15 protein-coding genes are annotated in these 16,410 nt (G+C 65.3%); 6 read left to right on the top strand and 9 right to left on the bottom strand.

Features of this window, described 5'->3' with window-relative positions; translation table 11 throughout:
• Positions 1–406: 406 nt before the first annotated feature.
• From YUA_RS0126190 to cobS, 4 genes are all read right to left on the bottom strand, one after another.
• Positions 407–1,519 (bottom strand): NADH:flavin oxidoreductase/NADH oxidase, encoded by a 1,113-nt coding sequence (locus YUA_RS0126190; RefSeq protein ID WP_027533372.1) that lies wholly within the window; start codon positions 1,517–1,519, stop codon positions 407–409.
• 147 nt (positions 1,520–1,666) lie between these two features.
• Positions 1,667–2,737 carry an esterase-like activity of phytase family protein gene (locus tag YUA_RS0126195; RefSeq protein WP_027533373.1) on the bottom strand — a complete coding sequence of 357 codons (1,071 nt, stop codon included), beginning with the start codon at positions 2,735–2,737 and terminating at the stop codon, positions 1,667–1,669.
• Positions 2,734–4,638 (bottom strand): cobaltochelatase subunit CobT, encoded by a 1,905-nt coding sequence (gene cobT, locus YUA_RS0126200; protein WP_027533374.1) that lies wholly within the window; start codon positions 4,636–4,638, stop codon positions 2,734–2,736. Before cobT ends, YUA_RS0126195 begins: the two co-directional genes overlap by 4 nt.
• Positions 4,639–4,782: 144 nt before the next feature.
• The gene (gene cobS, locus YUA_RS0126205; RefSeq protein WP_027533375.1) at positions 4,783–5,781 is read right to left on the bottom strand and encodes a cobaltochelatase subunit CobS; all 999 of its coding nucleotides are present in this window, start codon (positions 5,779–5,781) and stop codon (positions 4,783–4,785) included.
• A 296-nt stretch (positions 5,782–6,077) separates the two neighbouring features.
• On the opposite strand from cobS, the gene YUA_RS0126210 reads away from it, so the two are divergent.
• Positions 6,078–6,737 carry a DedA family protein gene (locus YUA_RS0126210; RefSeq protein WP_027533376.1) on the top strand — a complete coding sequence of 220 codons (660 nt, stop codon included), beginning with the start codon at positions 6,078–6,080 and terminating at the stop codon, positions 6,735–6,737.
• A gap of 151 nt (positions 6,738–6,888) precedes the next feature.
• Here YUA_RS0126210 and YUA_RS0126215 read toward each other — a convergent pair whose 3' ends face one another.
• Positions 6,889–8,106, bottom strand: coding sequence for a citrate synthase family protein (locus YUA_RS0126215; RefSeq protein ID WP_027533377.1), 1,218 nt, complete (start codon positions 8,104–8,106; stop codon positions 6,889–6,891).
• 81 nt (positions 8,107–8,187) lie between these two features.
• On the opposite strand from YUA_RS0126215, the gene YUA_RS0126220 reads away from it, so the two are divergent.
• Entirely contained in the window at positions 8,188–9,282 is a 1,095-nt protein-coding gene (locus tag YUA_RS0126220) for a citrate synthase/methylcitrate synthase (protein ID WP_027533378.1), read from the top strand.
• A gap of 179 nt (positions 9,283–9,461) precedes the next feature.
• Here the strand turns inward: YUA_RS0126220 and YUA_RS0126225 are convergent, their stop codons facing one another.
• Positions 9,462–10,100 (bottom strand): J domain-containing protein, encoded by a 639-nt coding sequence (locus YUA_RS0126225; protein ID WP_027533379.1) that lies wholly within the window; start codon positions 10,098–10,100, stop codon positions 9,462–9,464.
• 157 nt (positions 10,101–10,257) lie between these two features.
• On the opposite strand from YUA_RS0126225, the gene YUA_RS0126230 reads away from it, so the two are divergent.
• On the top strand, positions 10,258–10,533 hold the full coding sequence (locus tag YUA_RS0126230) for a BolA family protein (protein ID WP_027533380.1): 276 nt from the start codon (positions 10,258–10,260) through the stop codon (positions 10,531–10,533).
• A gap of 119 nt (positions 10,534–10,652) precedes the next feature.
• On the opposite strand, the gene YUA_RS0126235 is transcribed toward YUA_RS0126230, so the two are convergent.
• From YUA_RS0126235 to YUA_RS0126245, 3 genes are all read right to left on the bottom strand, one after another.
• Positions 10,653–11,957, bottom strand: coding sequence for an HlyC/CorC family transporter (locus YUA_RS0126235; RefSeq protein ID WP_027533381.1), 1,305 nt, complete (start codon positions 11,955–11,957; stop codon positions 10,653–10,655).
• Between the two features lie 92 nt (positions 11,958–12,049).
• Positions 12,050–13,198, bottom strand: a complete 1,149-nt coding sequence (gene aroB / locus YUA_RS0126240) for a 3-dehydroquinate synthase (protein ID WP_027533382.1) — start codon at positions 13,196–13,198, stop codon at positions 12,050–12,052.
• A complete protein-coding gene (locus tag YUA_RS0126245) occupies positions 13,195–13,806 on the bottom strand; it encodes a shikimate kinase (RefSeq protein ID WP_027533383.1) in 612 nt (203 codons plus the stop codon). The genes aroB and YUA_RS0126245 overlap by 4 nt, the downstream gene beginning before the upstream one ends.
• A 158-nt stretch (positions 13,807–13,964) precedes the next feature.
• On the opposite strand from YUA_RS0126245, the gene YUA_RS45020 reads away from it, so the two are divergent.
• The 3 genes from YUA_RS45020 (at position 13,965) to YUA_RS0126260 (ending at position 16,390) form a co-directional block, all read left to right on the top strand.
• Positions 13,965–14,111, top strand: coding sequence for a hypothetical protein (locus YUA_RS45020; RefSeq protein ID WP_035971915.1), 147 nt, complete (start codon positions 13,965–13,967; stop codon positions 14,109–14,111).
• Between the two features lie 17 nt (positions 14,112–14,128).
• Positions 14,129–15,109: a site-specific tyrosine recombinase XerD gene (xerD, locus tag YUA_RS0126255; RefSeq protein WP_027533384.1), complete on the top strand. Its 981-nt coding sequence runs from the start codon at positions 14,129–14,131 to the stop codon at positions 15,107–15,109.
• Between the two features lie 318 nt (positions 15,110–15,427).
• Positions 15,428–16,390 carry an acetyl-CoA carboxylase carboxyltransferase subunit alpha gene (locus YUA_RS0126260; protein ID WP_027533385.1) on the top strand — a complete coding sequence of 321 codons (963 nt, stop codon included), beginning with the start codon at positions 15,428–15,430 and terminating at the stop codon, positions 16,388–16,390.
• Positions 16,391–16,410 lie beyond the last annotated feature (20 nt).

A 16,410-nucleotide genomic window follows, 5' to 3' on the forward strand; every position in this document is an offset into this window, starting at 1 on the left:
CAGTCTTGCGAACACGAAACCGCATGGCGGACCTCCGTGATGCCCCGGATCGGCGGAGGTTAGGCCAGTTTTGCGACGGGCGGAAGGTGAGGAGGGTTACGGATGCGTGAGGTGGATCTTTACCACCTCTCCCCGCATGCGGCAGGGCAATCGCATATGACTCGTTGCGGCGACCTGTGCGCACGCCTCGTCCTTCGAGACGGCGCTTACGCGCCTCCTCAGGATGAGGCTAACCAGCGTCAGTGCCCCTTTGAAACTGCTGCCGCATACTCCGCGAAACTGCTGCCGCATACTCCGCCCTCATCCTGAGGAGCCCGCCCAAAGCGGGCGTCTCGAAGGATGGCCGCAGGGACAAGTTTTCACATGCGATTGCCCTGCTGCATGCGGGGAGAGGCGAAGACAGAAGCTACCTCGCCCCGAACGTGGTCCTGCCGAACAGCGCCTTCTGCGTCGACGGCTGCGAGCGCCAGTATTGCGGCGGGGCTTCGACTTCGCCGCCGATCTCGGCGGCGGCGTGCCAGCCCCAGCGGGGGTCGTAGAGCATGCCGCGGGCGAGCGCGACCATGTCGGCCTTGCCGGATGCGACGATCTCTTCAGCCTGCTTGCCTTCCGTGATCAGGCCGACCGCGATGGTCGGCAATCCGGTCTCGCGCTTGATGGCCTCCGCGAATTGCACCTGATAGCCGGGGCCGAGCGCGATCTTCTGCAAGGCAGAGACGCCGCCGGAGGAGGCATCGACCCAGTCGACACCGCGCGCCTTCAGCGCCTTCGCGAACTCGATGGTCTGCGCCAGGTCCCAGCCGCCTTCGACCCAGTCGGTCGACGACACCCGCATGCCAACAGGCTTGTCGTGCGGAAACACAGCGCGCACCGCGTCGTAGATCTCGAGCGGGAAGCGCATGCGATTCTGCAGGCTACCGCCATATTCGTCGGTGCGCTTGTTCGAGATCGGCGACAGGAATTGATGCATGAGATAGCCGTGCGCGCCGTGCAGCTCGATCGCGTCGATGCCGATGCGCTGCGCGCGCTTCGCAGCGTCGACGAAGGCGTCGCGAATGCGCCTCAGGCCCGCGGCATCGAGCGCCAGCGGCGCGGCCTCACCTTCCTTGTGCGGCACCGCCGACGGCGCCACCGACTGCCAGCCACCTTGCGTCTCGGGGATGAGCTGGCCACCGTCCCAGGGCCGCGCGCTCGAGGCCTTGCGGCCGGCATGCGCGAGCTGCATCGCGATCGCAGTGGTGGAATGTTTTCGCACCGAGGTGAGGATCTGCTTCAGCGCGGCTTCCGCAGCGTCGCTGTAGAGCCCGAGACAGCCCGGCGTGATGCGGCCGATCGCTTCCACATGAGTGGCCTCGATGCAGAACATCGACGCGCCCGACAGCGCCAGATTGTTGATGTGGGTGAAATGCCAGTCGGTAGGCACGCCGTCTTCGGCCGAATATTGGCACATCGGCGAGACCACGACACGGTTCTTCAGCGACAGGCCGCGCAGCTTGATCGGGGAAAACAGGGCGCTCATGCGGGGGATCCGGAGATGGAGGGATGGAAGCGATTGCATGAAGTTTAGTGAGCCGATGGCGAATTGCCAGTTGCGCAGGCGGCATGGCCGCCCGCGGCGCCATGCATTGCCAATGCGGGTTTGACGGGAGGCCGAGACGACAGCGGGCTAGTCCACCAGCGTGAACTGCAACAGCAGGGTGCGCTGGAGCAACGAAAAATTATCGTCCGACACCATCGTCAGCACGGTCTCGCCGCCCGACGTGACATGGGCGTCGATGCCTTCCATGTTGTCGATCTCGTGGCCGAGATCGGCCTCGAACAGCACCGGGCCGTCGACGACAGCGCCGGGCGCGATTGCCTTCAACGGGATCGAGCGGATGCGGATGTTGATGCCGGTGAACCAGGAGAATTTGCGTTCGAGGATCAGGAGTTCACCGGACGGCAGCAGCACGGCGTCGCTGATGAACTGCTTGTCGGTGCGCTTGATGCTGAACTGGCCGGGCGACGGGCCGCCGATCAGGAAGCCGATCAGATTGCCATCGGCATCGAAGCCGCCTTCGGACATGGCGATCAAGGTGCCCGCGAGCGGCTGTCCCATCATGTCCTTGGGCACGAACACCAGCGCCTCGAGCCCCTTGTTGTAGGGCAGCTTGCGTAACCCCGGCGGCGTCGGCACCACCTCGCCGCGGGCGCGGGTGCCGCCTTTGGCGAAATCGAAGCGCATGATCTGGTTGACGCGCTCGAGCCCGACATAAACAAGCGAGCCGTCGCGCGCGAGCGACTCGGTGTCGTACCAGAGCCGCTTCTCCGTGATCGGCCGCCCCTCGGCGTTCAGCATCGGCGCCGCCTCGACATCGTCGAGCCCGACCATCTTGCTGCCGGAATAGCGGATAGCGCCGGTGAACCAGGTGCCCTGGTCGGACAGCGCGAGAAAGCGCTCGCCCTTGTCATCGAGGAAGCGAATGCCCGACAGGCCGCCAAAGCCGCGATGCGGCGAGGTCAGCACCAGGCCGCTGCGATATTGCAACGAGCCGAAACGCCTGCGCGAGCGATCGCGCGGCTCGAAATCGGGGATCGGCCGCGCGTTGACTTCGATGCTGACGGCTTCGGTGACGGCGTGCTCGGCCTGCGCCGGTTTTGGCGCGGCCTGCGCTTGCGCGAGCCGATCAGTCAAGAGAGTGGAAAATCCCGCCGCCGCGTGGCCAAGAAAGCTGCGGCGGGATTGGCTGGTGCTCACGAATGCAATTTGCGTCGCGGGCGATGGGCCGGTTGCGTGGGCGCCGTGTTGGTCTCGCTGAAGAGTTCGGCGAGCTTTTCGGTGATGGCGCCGCCGAGCTCTTCGGCGTCCACGATCGTCACCGCGCGGCGGTAGTAGCGCGTCACGTCATGGCCGATGCCGATCGCGATCAGCTCGACCGGCGAGCGGGTCTCGATCTCCTCGATGATGTGGCGCAGGTGCCGCTCGAGATAGTTGCCGGGGTTGACCGACAGCGTGGAATCGTCGACCGGCGCACCGTCCGAGATCATCATCAGGATCTTGCGCTGCTCGGGCCGGCCGAGCAGGCGCTTGTGCGCCCAGTCGAGCGCCTCGCCGTCGATGTTCTCCTTCAGCAAACCCTCGCGCATCATCAGGCCAAGGTTTTTCCGCGCACGGCGCCAGGGGGCATCGGCGGATTTGTAGATGATGTGGCGGAGATCGTTGAGACGGCCGGGATTGGCCGGCTTGCCGGCGGCAAGCCACGCTTCACGCGATTGCCCCCCCTTCCAGGCGCGCGTGGTGAAACCCAAAATCTCGACCTTGACGCCGCAACGCTCCAGCGTGCGCGCCAGAATGTCGGCGCAGGTGGCGGCAACCGTGATCGGGCGGCCGCGCATCGAGCCGGAATTGTCGAGCAGCAGCGTCACCACGGTGTCGCGGAACGTCGCCTCCTTCTCGTGCATGAAGGACAGCGGGTGATAGGGATCAGTCACCACGCGCGAGAGGCGCGCCGGATCCAGGATGCCCTCTTCGAGGTCGAACTCCCAGGCGCGGTTCTGCTGCGCCATCAGCCGCCGCTGCAGCCGGTTGGCGAGACGGGCGACGATGCCCTGCAGATGCGCGAGCTGCTTGTCGAGATAGGCGCGCAGGCGCTCCAGCTCGTCATGGTCGCAGAGATCTTCAGCGGAGATGACCTCGTCGAATTTCGGCGCGAAGGCGTGATATTCCGGCCCGCGCGGCTCGTTCTTGCCGTGCGCGTTCGGACGCGTCGCCTCGCCCGGCGTCTCGTCGTCGCCGAGCTCGCCGTCGTCGAACGTGTCAGACGTGGAGGCCTGCGCGCTTTCCATCGCGCTGTCGCTCATCTCCTCGCTCGAGGCCTGCGCCTGGTCGGCGCTCATCTCCTGGGCGGCGTCGGAGTCGGGCGAGCCCTCGGCGCCGGACTGATCGTTGTCGCCGTCCTGGTTCTCGTCGTTGTCCTCATTGTCTTCGCTGTCGGCGCTGCGCTCGTCGCCGAGCTCGAGCGCGGTCAGCAGATCATGCACGGCGTCGCCGAACCTGGTCTGGTCCTCGACGAGGTTATCAAGCCGGTCGAGCCGCTTGCCGATCTTGTCTTCGAGGATGGGACGCCAGAGATCGACCATCTTTTTCGCGGCCGTGGGGGGCGCCATGCCGGTCAGGCGCTCGCGCACCAGCATCGCCAAAGCATCGGCGAGCGGCGCGTCGGCACGGTCGGTGATCTCGTCGAACTTGCCGCGATGGAAGTGATCATCGAGCATCGCGGTGAGGTTCTTGGCGACGCCCGCCATGCGGCGCGCGCCGATCGCCTCGACGCGGGCCTGCTCGACCGCCTCGAACACGCCGCGCGCCTGCGGATTGCCCGGCATCAGCTTGCGATGCAGTTTTGCGTCGTGACAGGCGATCTTGAGCGCGATCGAGTCGGCGTGGCCGCGCACGATCGCCGCATCGCGCCTGGTCATTTTTCGCGCCGGCTCCGGCAGCCGCGCCTTGCCGGGCGCGAGGCCCGGGCGCTCGGCCGCGAAGGAGACATCGAGCTCAGGCGTCTTCGCGATCGCCTTCAGGCAGGACGCCACCGAGCGCTTGAACGGCTCGGTCGGGGCTTCCTTGGTGTTGCGGAATTTGGAGTTGGAGGGCGTGCTCATCTCGATCTCACCGTCGTCCCCGCGAAGGCGGGGACCCATAGCCACCGACGGTTGGTGCGTCAGGGAAAACTATCAGCGTCGCTTCAATCGGGACGTCACGCGGTATGGGTCCCGGCATTCGCCGGGACGACCCACCGAGACAGATCAGCTGAGCGCCACGTTGACTGCCGATTCCGGCAGCTCCGCATTGAAGCAGCGCTGGTAGAACTCGGCGACCAGAGGACGCTCGAGCTCGTCGCACTTGTTGAGGAAAGTGACGCGGAACGCAAAGCCGATATCGCCGAAGATGTCAGCGTTCTCAGCCCAGGTGATCACCGTGCGCGGGCTCATCACCGTCGACAGATCGCCATTGGCGAAGGCGTTGCGGGTGAGATCGGCAAGACGAACCATCTTGTTGACGATGTCGCGGCCCTCGGGCGTGCGATAGTGCTTGGCCTTCGCCAGCACGATCTCCACTTCCTCGTCGTGGCTGAGGTAGTTGAGCGTGGTGACGATCGACCAGCGATCCATCTGGCCCTGGTTGATCTGCTGGGTGCCGTGATAGAGACCCGAGGTGTCGCCGAGGCCGACCGTGTTCGCAGTCGAGAACATGCGGAACGCCGGGTGCGGCTTGATCACCTTGTTCTGGTCGAGCAACGTCAGCCGACCGGAGACCTCCAGCACGCGCTGGATCACGAACATCACGTCCGGGCGGCCGGCGTCGTATTCGTCGAACACCAGCGCGACGTTGTTCTGGAGCGCCCAGGGCAGGATGCCATCGCGGAATTCGGTGACCTGCTTGCCGTCGCGGACCACGATCGAGTCCTTGCCGACGAGGTCGATACGGCTGATGTGGCTGTCGAGGTTGACGCGCACGCAGGGCCAATTCAGGCGGGCGGCGACCTGCTCGATATGGGTGGATTTACCGGTGCCGTGATAGCCGGTCACCATCACGCGACGATTGCGGGCGAAGCCGGCGAGAATGGCAAGGGTGGTGGCGCGGTCGAAGCGGTAGTCGGAATCGACTTCAGGGACGTGAGGATCGACTTCGGAATAGGCCGGCACTTCGAGATCGCTGTCGATCCCGAACACCTGGCGCACCGACACCTTCATGTCGGGCATACCGGAAACTTCCTCAACTTTGGACATCGCGGCGGTCGTCATCAATCCTCCGAGGCCACGGGCGATCCCGAGACCAGTTATTTGCACGTTGGCTGCGGCTGGGTGCGACTGCAAACCTATCAGAGACGACGGGCCGGAAGAAGCCCGTGCGCCAATCAAAGTTCCGCTGTCTTTTCATTTAGATAAGCAAGGAACGCGATTTTTGGAAGGCTGCCCTGCAAATCTCGCCCAAATTTCGCGCCGGAGAGGCGCTCTGCCCAAGCGAATGGCACTTTCTTCGGCTCTTCCTACTTATGTAGGGTCTGAACCCGATTGCCCCAGCCCGCTACAGAGACCACGTGACGTCCTTCCTTGATCCCCTGATATCCTTCGTCTCAGTCCATGCGTGGCTGGCCTATCTGACCCTGTTCCTCGCAGCGCTTCTCGAAGCCGTCCCGGTGGTGGGATCGGTGATCCCTGGCTCGACCATCATCCTGGCGCTGAGCGCGCTGGTTCCGGGCGGGGACCTGAAGCTGCAATGGGTGTTGCTGGCGGCGGCCGTCGGCGCCGTGCTGGGCGACGGCTCGGCCTACTGGCTCGGGCACCGACAGCAGCGCGAAATCCTCAACACCTGGCCCCTGACCAATTATCCGCGCGTGGTCGAGGAGAGCGAAACCTTCTTCAACCGCTTCGGCACCTGGGCCGTGTTCTTCGCCCGCTTCGTGCCGCCGATCCGCGCCTTCGTGCCGGTCACGGCCGGTGCACTAGGGATGCCGCCGGCGAAGTTCTACGCGGTCAACATTCCGGCGATCCTGGTCTGGGCGCCAGCCCATGTACTGCCGGGCGTGCTGGCGGTGTCGGCCCTGCACGAATATGCCGGGCTGCCGCACCATGGGCACCCATACAAGCACATGTGGATTTTGACTGTCGTCGGCGTGGCGATCGTGCTGGGCGTGGCGGTGTGGCTTTATCGCCGGCGGAATGGTGGCGGCGTCGCGGAGGCGAAGCCGCGGGGTTAATTGACCTTGGATGCGAACGCGACGGAGGTGCGCTCCCTCTCCCGCTTGCGGGAGAGGGTTGGGGAGAGGGTCTCACGGCAATCGAGAACCCCCAAGAGGAGAAAGCCCTCACCCGGCGCTTCGCGCCGACCTCTCCCGCAAGCGGGAGAGGTTAAGAACCCCCCGTCCTCCGCCCCGGCGCAGGTCCCACATACCTTGCCCGCGGCCGGATCAGCTTGCCGAACTGCAATTGCTCGCTCGCATGTGCGATCCAGCCGACGCTGCGGGCCATGGCGAACAATGCGAGCTCGCTGCCGGGCGGCAGGCGCAGCGCATGCACGAGCACGGCGAGCACATAATCGATATTGACGAACTCTCCGGTCGCCTCCGCGATGCGCTCGGGCACCTCACGGGTGAATTTGCGCGGCGCGCCGGCGCGCGCCAAGGCATTCAGCAGCGATTGCGCACGGGGATCGCCGTGCTTGTAGACGCCGTGGCCAAAGCCCGGAAAGCGCTCGCCCAGCGCAACGCGCTCGCGCACCATCGGCTCGACGTCGCGGTCGATTAGCGTCTTGACCAGTTGCGAGGCCAGCACGCCGGCGCCGCCGTGTTTCGGTCCCTTCAGCGCGGCGAGGCCAGCGATGACGGAGTCGTAGAGATTGAGCCCGGTCGAGGCCGCGCAGCGCGCGGTGAAAGTCGAGGCGTTCAATTCATGATCGGCCAGCAGCACCAGCGCGCGGCGGATAAGATCGGGCGCATGCTTGTTGTCGCCTGCCCAGGCCCGCGCGATCTGCTGATGCAGCGGCTCAGGCGACGGGTCGGCATTGAGCATGGTCGCGACCAGCAGCCGGACGATGCGTCCGCCGACCATCGCGCGGCCATCGGGGGCGCGCGTGAAGGCTCGCGAATCTGCGCTGGTCGCAAGCGCTAGCACCGCGATGGCGCGATCGATCGGAGCTGCGCGGTGCGTGGCTTCCGCAATCGCACGCATCTCGTCGGAGATTTTTGGCTGATTGTCCGGCGCGAAGGGATCGACGTCGGAGACATCCCAGAGCAGCGTCGCGGTGTGCTCCAGCGTGTCGTTCTCGGCGAGATCGACGCAATTGACGCCGCGGTAGATCGCGCCCTCCTCGGTGATGGTGGAGATCTCCGTATCCATGACAGGCAGATCGGCATCGAAGCTGCGCAGGCCGCGCGGCTCCGGCGACGGCACCCGGCGCTCCTTCAGGGCGCGGACGTCCTCGGCGCGATAGCGATTCTTGCGCGAATCCGGCGTCGGCTCGGAGCGGATCAGGCCGCGGCTGACATAGGCGTAGAGCGTGGCCGGCGAGATCGCGAGCTCGGCGGCGGCTTCCCGGGCGGAGAGGTAGAGACCTTCCGAATTTTTCATATTGATTGATATAATCAAGATTGATCAAGCTGTCGAGAGGCCTGATTTTCTCCTGGTGCAGTGCAAAGGGAGATTTGGGCCATGAACATCCACCTCACCAAAAGCCAGATCGGGCTGGACGGCGTTCCCGCGGCCGAAACCGTGCTGAGCCATGTCGACGGCGAGCGCGGCGAATTGATCATCGCCGGCGAGCATGTCGGCCGCCTCGCCGCCAAATCGAGCTTTGAGGGCGTCACCGCCCGGCTCTGGAACGGCGCCAGCAAGAGCAGCTTAAGCGAAGCCAATGTCCGGGCGAGCCTGGGTGCGGCGCGCGAACGTGCCTTCGCGCGGCTGCCGGATTTGCTGCCCGGGACAAGCGGCATGGGCATCATCGACGGGTTTCGCGCGGCGGTCGCGGGCTTGCGCGCCGAGCACGGGCTGGAGCACGAAGCGACCATTGTCGGCGCGTTTCCGGTGATCGCGGGCGCGCTGGTCCGGCGCGCGAAAGGGCTCGATCCGGTCGCGCCCGATCCGACCGTGAGCCATGCCGCCGATACGCTGCGCATGCTGCATGGGCGCGCGCCGGCAGCGCGCGAGGTCGCTGCGTTAGATGCCTATCTCGTCACCGCCAGCGACCACGGCATGAACGCCTCGACCTTCACCGCGCGCGTGGTGGCCTCGACGCAGGCCGATCTGTTCGCCGCCGTCACCGCCGGCTATTGCGCGCTCACCGGTCCCCTGCATGGCGGCGCGCCGGAGCCGGTGCTGGAAATGCTCGATGCGATCGGCTCGCGCGAACGGATCCAACCCTGGGTGGATGCGGCGCTGGCGCGCGGCGAGCGGATGATGGGCTTTGGCCATCGCGTCTATCGCGTCCGCGATCCGCGTGCCGATGTGCTCAAGACCGCGGTCGAGGCGCTCGCCTCCAACGGCACCGACCTGCCGTTTGCCGGCGAGGTCGAGGCCTATATTCGTGGCGCCCTGCGCAAGAAGAATCCGGAGCGGCCGCTGGAGACAAACGTGGAGTTCTTTACCGCGATCCTGCTCGATGCGCTGGCGATCCCGAGGCAGGCCTTCACGCCGATCTTCGCGGTCGCCCGCGCAGCAGGCTGGACCGCGCATGCGCGCGAGCAGCAGCGGACCGGGCGATTGATCCGGCCGAGTTCGTCGTATGTGGGAGCGATGCCGGAGGTGTGAGTCGTAGTGGGGATGTTGCCGCGAGTCCGAAATCGTAGGGTGGGCAAAGGCGCGCTTGCGCCGTGCCCACCATCGATCCGAAACTGCAACAGAAGTGGTGGGCACGCTTCGCTTTGCCCACCCTACGATACAGTGATCGCGGCAAAGGCAGGGACGACACCAGAGAATGCCGCGAGGCCTTAGGCCTCCCGCACCACCGTCTTCAGATAATTATACGCCTTGATGATCTCGATCAGACGGTCTTCGGTGGAGCGGTCGCCGCCATTGGCGTCGGGGTGGTGCTGCTTCACCAGCGCCTTGTACTTGCTCTTGACGTCGGCGAGCGTGGCACTCGGACCGAGGCCCATCACCTGGAGCGCCTTGCGCTCGGCGTTCATCACCTTGCGCGTTTCGACCTTGGGCTGGGCGGCCTCAGGACCCTTCCGCCAGCCGGTGCGGCCGTTGAGCTCCTGGAACATGCTGAACGGATCGAAGGCGCCGTCGATCTCGGCTTCCGCACCCTTCTTGACGCCGCCGTTGGCCCCCATCTTCCAGGTCGGACGATGGCCGGTCAGCGCATCCTTCTGATAGCGCGCGACCGCATCGGCGTTCATGCCGGAGAAGAAATTGTAGTTCTGATTGTACTCACGCACGTGGTCCAGGCAGAAGTGCCAGTACTCGCGCTGGTTATCACGGCCCTTGGGCGCGCGGTGCGCGCCCTTGTTCTGACACCCGGTCCATTCGCAGGCGACCACAGTGTCGCGCGGCTTCACCTCGGGCTGCTTGCCCCGCGGCTTCACGCGGATGGAGTCGAAGAACTTTGATGAATCGATCGGCATGGCTGACTTTGACTACGCAATGCAAAAACCTTCAAGTCTTGACATTGCAATTAGCTGACTACCCGTAGCCGAAGTTTCATTTCGGCGGTTTTAGAACGGCCGCCAGAGGCGGCCTATGGCAATTGACGGAGCGCGATCGCAGGATTTAATGGCACTCATGGTTATGAAAGACACTATCAGCAACAAGTTGCAGGAAGCTTTCAGCCCGGAAAGCCTCGAGGTCGTCGACGAGTCCCATTTGCATGAGGGCCACGCCGGCCATCGGCCAAGCGGCGAGACGCACTTCCGTGTGTATATCGTGTCGCAGGCCTTCAAAGGGAAGAGCCGGATCGACCGTCACCGCATGATAAATGCGGCGCTGGCGGCGGAACTCTCCGGCAGCGTGCATGCACTGGCGATCCGCGCGCAGGCGCCGGGGGAAGGTGGGAGTTAGCTCCCAATCGCCCGTCATGCCCGCGAAGGCGGGCATCCAGTACTCCGAGACCGCGCGGCTAGAAGCGATCTGCCACGGCGTACTGGATCGCCCGCCTTCGCGGGCGATGACACCGTGCGTCAAAACGACGTTCCGGCCCGGCGCGGCTTGGCCTCTTCCAGCTCCGCGTCGCGCGGGACCGGTGAAATACGGAGCGCGGTGATGCGGTTGCGCTCGCGGCGGAGAACGCGGAAGCGGAAGCCGTGGAACGTAAAGCTCTGGCCGCGGTCGGGGATCGAGCGGGCCTCGTGAATGACGAGGCCGGCAACCGTGGTTGCCTCTTCGTCGGGCAGGCGCCAGTCCATGGCGCGGTTGAGGTCGCGGATCGGCACCGAGCCGTCGACCACGACGGAGCCGTCCGGCTGGGCGCGCACGCCGGCGACCACGACATCGTGCTCGTCGGAGATGTCACCGACGATCTCTTCCAGAATGTCTTCCAGCGTCACGAGACCTTCAACTTCGCCATACTCGTCGACCACGAGCGCGAAATGGGTTTTGCGTCGGCGGAACGCCTTGAGCTGCTCGGAGACGGGGCGCATCTCCGGCACGAACCACGGCGGCAGCGCGATAGTGGAAACGTCGATGCGCGAGGTGTCGCCGTCGGCGGCGCGGATCGCGCGCAGCAGGTCCTTGGCGTGGAGCACGCCGATGATGTTTTCCGGCTTCTCGCGCCAGAGCGGGATGCGGGTGTATTCGGTCGCCAGCACCTCACGCACCAGCTCATCCGCCGGCAAATCGGCGTTGATCATGATCATCTCGGTGCGATGGATCATGACGTCAGAGACCTGAAGCTCGCGCAGGTCCAGGAGGCCGCCGAGCATGTCGCGGTCCTGCTTCTCGACCTTGCCCTCGTGGTGCAACAGGTCGACCGCGCCGCGCAGGCGCTCGGTCGGCGACAGGATCGCCTGGTGCTCGCCGGCGAGGCCGAACAGGCGCATCAACAGCCGCACGATAACTTCGACTATCCGCAGCAGCGGCCCCAGCACGTACATGGTCAACCGCATCGGGCGCGCGACAGCGAGCGCCATCCGGTCCGGCGCGTTGATGGCGATGGTCTTGGGCAGAACTTCCGCGAAGATCACGACCAGCGCCGTCATCACGCCGGTGGCATAGAGCACGCCGACATCGCCGAACCACGCGGTGAAGATGCTGGTGGCCAGTGCCGAAGCGCTGATATTGGCGATGTTGTTGCCGAGCAGCAGCGCGCCGATCAGGCGCTCGCGCATGTCGAGCAGTTGCGAGACTACGTCAGCGTCGCGGTTACCCTGCCTGGAGAGCCGCAGCATGCTGGCGCGCGAGGCGCCGGTCAGCGCGGTCTCGCTCGCGGCGAAGAAGCCGGATACGAGCAGGCAGATAAGGACGATGGTGAAGCCGAGCCAGTCCATGAGACACTCTGGTTTCTAGTTTTGACGCGTTTTCTTGACGCGAACCGGTATCCACTTCGCTCGAAAACGCTTTAGCGCCATTCAGCCGCGTTTCAGGCCCTTTGCGCGAGCTTCTCTTTCAAAAAGTCGCGCACAGGAAGAGGCTCCACGTCTTTCGCGATGACGGCACGCCCCACGGCCTCCAGCAGGATGAAGGTGAGCTTGCCGCGCTTGACCTTCTTGTCCTGCGCCATCAGCGCCATCAACGCGTCGGCATCCGCGAGGCCTTCCTGCGCAAAGCCGGCGATGTCCTGCAGGCGGGTCGGAAGACCTGCCTCGATGAGGTGATGTTCGACGCGGGCCGCATCGGCCTCGCCGATCATACCGAGCTTCGCCGAGAACTGCGCCGCCAGGGTCATGCCGATCGAAACGCCCTCGCCGTGGAACAGGCGATCGGAGAAGCCGGTTGCGGCTTCCAGTGCGTGACCGAAGGTGTGGCCGAGATTGAGCAGCGCGCGCTCGCCGGTCTCGCGCTCGTCGCGCGAGACGACGCCCGCCTTGGCGCGGCAGGAGGTCGCGATGGCGTGCTCACGCGCTGAGCCGCCCTTGAAGATGTCCGCGTGGTTCTTCTCCAGCCAGGCGAAGAAGGCCTCGTCGCCGAGCACGCCGTATTTGGCGACCTCGGCATAGCCGGCGCGGAATTGCCGCGGCGACAGCGTGTCGAGCACAGCGGTGTCAGCGATGACCAGCACCGGCTGGTGGAAGGCGCCGAGCAGATTCTTGCCCTGCGGCGAGTTGATGCCGGTCTTGCCGCCGACGCTGGAATCGACCTGCGCCAGCAGCGAGGTCGGCACCTGCACGAAATCGACACCGCGGCGCAGGATCGCGGCAGCAAAGCCGGCGAGATCGCCGACCACGCCGCCACCAAGCGCGATGACGAGATCGTTGCGCTCGATCTTTGCGGCAATCAGGGCTTCGCTGACCTTTTCGAGGCCGGCATAGGTTTTGGAGATTTCGCCTTCCTCGACGACGACGCGCGCGGTCGGAATGCCAGCGGCTGCAAGCGAGGCTTCAGCGGGCTCGAGCCAGTATTTCGCGACGGTGCGGTCGGTGACGATCGCCGTGCGCACGCCGGGGCGCAACGCGGCGACCCGCTCGCCGAGCGAGGACAGCACGCCGCGGCCGATGACGATGTCGTAGGCGCGGTCGCCGAGTGCGACGTCGACGTTGACGGGGTCGGAATGCTTCAGGGGCGCAGTCATCGAACGGCACTCGCGAGGTCGGCTGGTGGTTGGCCGCAGAGATACGCATGCAGCGTCTCGATGGTCTCATCGACGATTCTGTCGTGCGGCACATCGCGCGAGGCGATGGTGAGATCGGCATTGCCGTAGACCGGCTCGCGCTCGGTGAGCAGGCGCGTCACGGTTCCTTCGGGATCGGCAGTCTGCAGCAGCGGCCGGTCGGCGCGGCGCCGGACGCGGCGCATGATCACGTCGTGGTCGGCCTTGAGCCAGATCGAGATCGCTTTCGCCGCGATGCGGCTGCGCGTCTCCTCGCGCATGAAGGCGCCGCCGCCGGTCGCCAGCACCACCGGTCCGCCGTCGAGCAGGCGTGCGATCACCCGCGCCTCGCCGTCGCGGAAATGCGGCTCGCCATGGCGCTCGAATATTTCTGGTATGGTCATGCCGGCTGCCGCCTCGATCTCGGTGTCGGCGTCGATGAACGGCAGCTTGAGCCGCGCCGCGATGCGGCGGCCGATGGTCGACTTGCCGACGCCCATCATGCCGACCAGCACGATCGAACGCGCGCCCAGCGCCGACAGGATGTCGGCCTCAGGGCTCGCTTGTGCTGGCAACACGGCGTCGGACATTGGACCTTGCTCTGGATCTCACTCAATTTGCCGCCAAAGACGGCATCCAGGCCACCTATACGACCCCCTCGGGGCCCTCGCCAGAGGACTCTTGCCACGAAACGGCGAACATGTTGGATGATTTCATTGGTTAATTTGGACGCCCGAGACCTTTCCCGATGCCCAGCCTGTTCCGCTTCCTGACGGTCGTCGCCGTGATCGCCGGCATCGTCTATGGCGCGGTTTTCGCGCTGGCCAACTTCGTCAATCCGAAGTCGCGGGAAATGACGGTGACGATCCCACCGGATAAGTTTCTCAAGAAATAGGAGCTAGCCTCCGGGGCATGCGCAAACCGTCCGCCAGCAAGTCCTCAGATACCAATACCAAGCTCACCGGCCTGTTCCTCGACATGCTCGCGGCGGAACAGGGTGCCGGCCTCAACACGCTCGACGCCTACCGCCGCGACCTCACCGATTTCTCCGAGTTTCTCGGCCGTGTCGGCCACACATTTGCGGACGCCGAAACGCAAGTCCTGCGCGACTATCTTGGCGATCTCGACGCGCGCGGCTTCAAATCCTCCAGCGTCGCGCGGCGGCTGTCGGCGATGCGGCACCTGTTCCGCTTTCTCCTGAACGAGCGCATCAGAGCCGAAGATCCCGCGGCGATCCTGTCCGGGCCCAAGCGCGGCCGCGGCCTGCCAAAGGTGCTGTCGATCGCCGATGTCGACCGCATGCTCCGCCGCGCCAAGGAGACGAGCGAGGCAGCAGATGCTTCGCCCTCGCAGCGGCTGCGCGCTTTGCGGCTCTATTGCCTGCTCGAGGTGCTCTACGCCACGGGCCTGCGTGTCTCCGAGCTGGTGTCGCTGCCGCGCACGGCGGCAAAACGCGATGCCCGCATGATCGTGGTGCGCGGCAAGGGCGACAAGGAACGCCTAGTGCCGCTGAACGAGGCCTCGCGACAGGCGATGGCGGATTATCTCGCGGCGACGGAAGCGGCGAAGGGCGAGAATAAGAATAGGGGCAGCGTCGCCGCCACGAAATGGCTGTTCCCCTCGTTCGGCGAGAGCGGACATCTGACGCGGCAGCATTTTGCCCGCGACTTGAAGGAGCTCGCGGTCGCCTCGGGGCTTCAAGCCCAGTTGGTCTCCCCGCACGTGCTGCGGCACGCGTTTGCCAGCCACCTGCTGCACAACGGCGCCGATTTGCGCATCGTGCAGACCCTGCTCGGCCATACCGACATCTCGACGACCCAGATCTATACCCATGTGGTCGAGGAGCGCCTGAAGAGCCTGGTGCGCGACCTGCACCCGCTGGCGGAAAAGTGAGGAGGTCTCGTGCCCCGGACGCGGCGCAGCGTGAAACGGTGCGACGCAGAGCCGGGGCCCATGCCGCTTGCTGGGTCCCGGCTCTGCGCAGCAGCGCTATAGAAGCGCTGCAGCGCGTCCGGGACACGAGATCCTTAATCGGGACGACAACCGAAACCGCCTTGACTTCGGCCACATCTCCGCAGAAAGAGCCGTGGCCTCATTCGTGATTTGGCGCGCTCCCGGGAGGGCACAGATCAACCCCTTGAAGAAGCTACACTTCTTTCCGAGAAGCCAACCTCGTTTCGCTCTCTCGCCCCGCCCCTCTATATTGAGTTGATGCCAGACCAGATGCGCAGCTATCTCGACTTCGAAAAGCCTGTCGCCGAGCTTGACTCCAAGGTCGACGAGCTCAGGACGTTAGCTGCCTCCGGCACCGACATCGCGGAGGAAATCGGCCGGATCGAAGACAAGGCGGCGCAGGCGCTGGCCGACCTCTATCAGAACCTGACGCCGTGGCAGAAGACGCTGGTGGCGCGGCATCCGCAGCGGCCGCATTTCAACGACTTCATCAAGGGCCTGATCACCGAATTCACCCCGCTCGCGGGCGACCGCAAGTTCGGCGAGGACGAGGCGCTGGTCGCGGGCTTCGGCCGTTTCCGCGGCGAAGCCATCTGCGTGATGGGCCAGGAAAAGGGCGATTCCACCGAGAGTCGCATCAAGCACAATTTCGGCATGGCGCGGCCGGAGGGCTATCGCAAATGCGTGCGGCTGATGGAGATGGCCGAGCGGTTCGGCCTGCCCGTGCTGTCGCTCGCCGATTCCGCCGGCGCCTACCCCGGCATCGGAGCCGAGGAGCGCGGCCAGGCAGAAGCCATCGCGCGCTCGACCGATGCCTGCATGGCGCTGACCGTGCCGAACGTCGCCATCATCACCGGCGAGGGCATGTCGGGCGGCGCCATCGCCATCACCACCGCCAACAAGGTGTTGATGCTGGAGCACGCAATCTACAGCGTGATCTCGCCCGAGGCCGCCTCCTCCATCCTCTGGCGCGACGGCAGCAAGGCGCAGGAAGCCGCCAACAGCATGAAGATCACCGCCCAGGACATGCTCCGCTTCGGGGTGATCGACAGCATTTTGAAGGAGCCGGTCGGCGGCGCCCATCGCGACCCCGCCGCCATGATCGCCACCACGGGCGATGCCATCGCCAAGGCCTTCGATGAGATGCGCGGCCTGGACGGCGACGCCATCCGCAAGCAGCGCCGGCAGAAATTCCTCGATATCGGCCGGAAACTGGGCTGATTCGGACGGATTTGGGCCGC

It is taken from the genome of Bradyrhizobium sp. WSM3983, from assembly GCF_000473045.1.
Lineage (GTDB): Bacteria > Pseudomonadota > Alphaproteobacteria > Rhizobiales > Xanthobacteraceae > Bradyrhizobium.

Bases quoted from the DNA above. Each gene is read 5' to 3' on its own strand.
- YUA_RS0126260 (WP_027533385.1), top strand. From the start codon at position 15,428: ATGCCAGACCAGATGCGCAGCTATCTCGACTTCGAAAAGCCTGTCGCC.
- cobS (WP_027533375.1), bottom strand. From the start codon at position 5,781: ATGACGACCGCCGCGATGTCCAAAGTTGAGGAAGTTTCCGGTATGCCC.
- YUA_RS0126220 (WP_027533378.1), top strand. From the start codon at position 8,188: ATGAACATCCACCTCACCAAAAGCCAGATCGGGCTGGACGGCGTTCCC.
- xerD (WP_027533384.1), top strand. From the start codon at position 14,129: ATGCGCAAACCGTCCGCCAGCAAGTCCTCAGATACCAATACCAAGCTC.
- aroB (WP_027533382.1), bottom strand. From the start codon at position 13,198: ATGACTGCGCCCCTGAAGCATTCCGACCCCGTCAACGTCGACGTCGCA.
- YUA_RS0126215 (WP_027533377.1), bottom strand. From the start codon at position 8,106: ATGAAAAATTCGGAAGGTCTCTACCTCTCCGCCCGGGAAGCCGCCGCC.
- cobT (WP_027533374.1), bottom strand. From the start codon at position 4,638: ATGAGCACGCCCTCCAACTCCAAATTCCGCAACACCAAGGAAGCCCCG.
- YUA_RS0126230 (WP_027533380.1), top strand. From the start codon at position 10,258: ATGGTTATGAAAGACACTATCAGCAACAAGTTGCAGGAAGCTTTCAGC.
- YUA_RS45020 (WP_035971915.1), top strand. From the start codon at position 13,965: ATGCCCAGCCTGTTCCGCTTCCTGACGGTCGTCGCCGTGATCGCCGGC.
- YUA_RS0126245 (WP_027533383.1), bottom strand. From the start codon at position 13,806: ATGTCCGACGCCGTGTTGCCAGCACAAGCGAGCCCTGAGGCCGACATC.
- YUA_RS0126235 (WP_027533381.1), bottom strand. From the start codon at position 11,957: ATGGACTGGCTCGGCTTCACCATCGTCCTTATCTGCCTGCTCGTATCC.
- YUA_RS0126190 (WP_027533372.1), bottom strand. From the start codon at position 1,519: ATGAGCGCCCTGTTTTCCCCGATCAAGCTGCGCGGCCTGTCGCTGAAG.
- YUA_RS0126225 (WP_027533379.1), bottom strand. From the start codon at position 10,100: ATGCCGATCGATTCATCAAAGTTCTTCGACTCCATCCGCGTGAAGCCG.